1 protein-coding gene is annotated in these 2,567 nt (G+C 74.3%); it reads left to right on the forward strand.

Translation table 11 applies throughout. The annotated features are described in order from the left end of the window. Window positions 1-2,479: PAS domain S-box protein (locus OZN99_RS29415; RefSeq protein WP_270938768.1), on the forward strand; the 2,479-nt coding region annotated here is incomplete at its 5' end. Window positions 2,480-2,567: the final 88 nt, after the last annotated feature.

Consider the following 2,567-nt stretch of genomic DNA (forward strand, 5'->3'; position numbering starts at 1 on the left):
GGCGGCCTGCGGGCCGCTCGCCCTTGCCGCCACGCCCCTGCGCATCGGCGAGGAGCGGTGCGCGCTGGTCCTGGCTGGCGCGCCCGGCACGGAGCCGGCGGCGCTGCTCCGCGACGCGGCGACCACGCTGCGCCCCCTGCTGGAGATGCTGCGCGACGAGGAGCGGATGCTGCTGCACCGCCGCGTGGTCGAGTCCAGTTCGGAAGCGGTGCTGATCACCGAGGCGACGCCCGACGAGGGGCGCATCGTGCATGTGAACCCCGCCTTCGAGGCGCTGACCGGCTTCTCCGCCGCCGAACTGGTCGGCAGCACGCCGAAGCTGCTCCAGGGGCTGGACGCGCCGGGCGAGGCCTGGCGCGCCATCCGCGACGCGGTGCGCCGGCGCGAGCGGCTGCGGCAGGGCGCGGTGTTCCGCCGCAAGGACGGCACGCCGGTCTGGGTGGACCTGCACATCGCGCCCGTCTTCGATTCCGGCGGGCGCTGCACGCATTTCGTCTCCATGGTGCGCGACGTCACGCGGGAGCGGGAGGCGACGCTGCGCCTGGCCGAGAGCGAGGCCGCCTTCCGCAGCCTGTTCGAGCGCAACCCGATCCCGATGTGGATCTACGACCATGAGACGCTGGCCTTCCTCAGCGTGAACGACGCCGCCGTGCAGGACTATGGCTGGTCGCGCGAGGAGTTTCTGCGCATGACCATCCTCGACATCCGCCCCGCGGAGGACCGGGACGCGGTGCGCAACGCCGCGGCGGAGAAGCGCCGCGACCGCAACGCCTCCGGGCCCTGGCGGCACCTGACGGCGGACGGGCGCGAGAAGATCGTGCAGATCAACTCGCACCTGACCGAGTTCGCCGGCCGGCGCGCCGTGCTGGTTGCGGTGCTCGACGTGACCGCCCGCACCCGCTTCGAGCGCGACCTGGCGCTGAGCCGCGCGGCGCTGCAGCGCCAGGCGGTGGAGCTGCGCCAGACGCAGCGGCTGGCGCGGCTCGGCACGTGGCGCTGGCGCGTCGGGACGGAACAGGTCGCCTGGTCGGAGGAGGTGCACGCGATGTTCGGCACCGACCCCGCGGCGGAGCCGCCAAACTTCAGCGCGACCCTGGCCCTGCTGATCCCCGAGGATCGCCCCGTCGTGGAATCGGCGCTGGCCCGCATCACCGAAACCGGGAGGCCCGCCGCCTTCGAGTTCCGCTTCCTGCGCGCGGACGGCCGCATCGTCCACTGCCGCGCGGAAGGCCATTGGGAAGCCGATCCGGGCACCGGCCCCGGCATGGTCCATGGCTATGTGCAGGACGTGACCGAGCACCGCGAGGCGGAGGCCGCGCTGCGCCAGGCGGACCGCCTCACCTCGCTCGGCCAGCTCACCGGCGGCATCGCGCACGACTTCAACAACCTGCTGACGGTCGCCTCGGTCAGCCTGGAGATGGCGGCGGAGGCGGCGCAGGAGGGGCGGACCACGCCCGACCTGATCGAATCCGCCCGCAGCGCGCTCGACCGCGGCACCCGGCTGACCAGCCAGCTGCTGTCCTACGCCCGCCGCCAGCCGCTGCGGCCAGAGCCGCTCGACCTGACCCGCGTGCTGCCGGAGCGACTGGAGCTGATGCGCCGCACGCTGGGCGAGCGCTACACGATCGAACTGCGCGCCAATGCGACCGAATCCATCTCCGCCGATCCGGCCCAGCTGGAGGCGGCGCTGCTGAACCTCCTGGTCAACGCGCGGGACGCGATGCCCGCAGGCGGGCCGATCACGGTGGAGACGCGCGTGGTCACCGTCGCCCCGGGCGAGGAGACGCCGGACCGCCTGGCGCCCGGCCGCTATGCGATGATCGCGGTGAGCGACCGCGGCATCGGCATGGCGCCGGAGGTGAAGTCGCGGATCTTCGAGCCCTTCTTCACCACCAAGCCGCCGGGCCGGGGCACCGGGCTCGGGCTCAGCATGGTGCTCGGCTTCGCCCAGCAATCGGGCGGCCATGTCGGGGTGACCAGCGAGCTCGGCCGCGGCACGACGCTGCGCCTCTACCTGCCGACGCTGGAGGCAGGGGCGGAGACAGTCGCGCGGGCCGAGGAGGCGGCGATGGCACCGCTCGACCAGCTCGACGTGCTGGTCGTGGAGGACCAGCCCGACGTGCGGGAGGCCGCGCTTCGGCTGTGCCGGGAAGTGGGGCTGGCCCCGGTGGCGGTGGGCAGCGCGGCGGAGGCGCTGGACGTGCTGCGGTCCGGCCTGCGCTTCGACCTGCTGTTCACCGACGTGGTGCTGGGCGGCGGGCTGGACGGGCTGCAGCTGGCGGAGGCGGCCCTGCGGCTCCAGCCCGGTCTCGCGGTGGTCTGCACCTCCGGCTATGCCGAGCACAATCTCGGCGAGCGCGGCCTGGCGCACGGCATCGAGCTGCTCAACAAGCCCTACGACATGCGGCGATTCCGGGTGGCGGTGGGGCGGGCCGTGACGGACGCGACCGCGCGCATGCAGGGCGCCGCCGCCGGCTGAGGCGGCCGCGCCGGCCGGGCGCTACAGCGCGGCCCGTTTCGCCGCTGCCGGCGCCACCGCGGGCGCCTCGGTCCGGTTCCCCGCGGCA

Origin of the sequence: Falsiroseomonas oryzae (assembly GCF_027856955.1) — a bacterium.
GTDB lineage: Bacteria > Pseudomonadota > Alphaproteobacteria > Acetobacterales > Acetobacteraceae > Falsiroseomonas > Falsiroseomonas oryzae.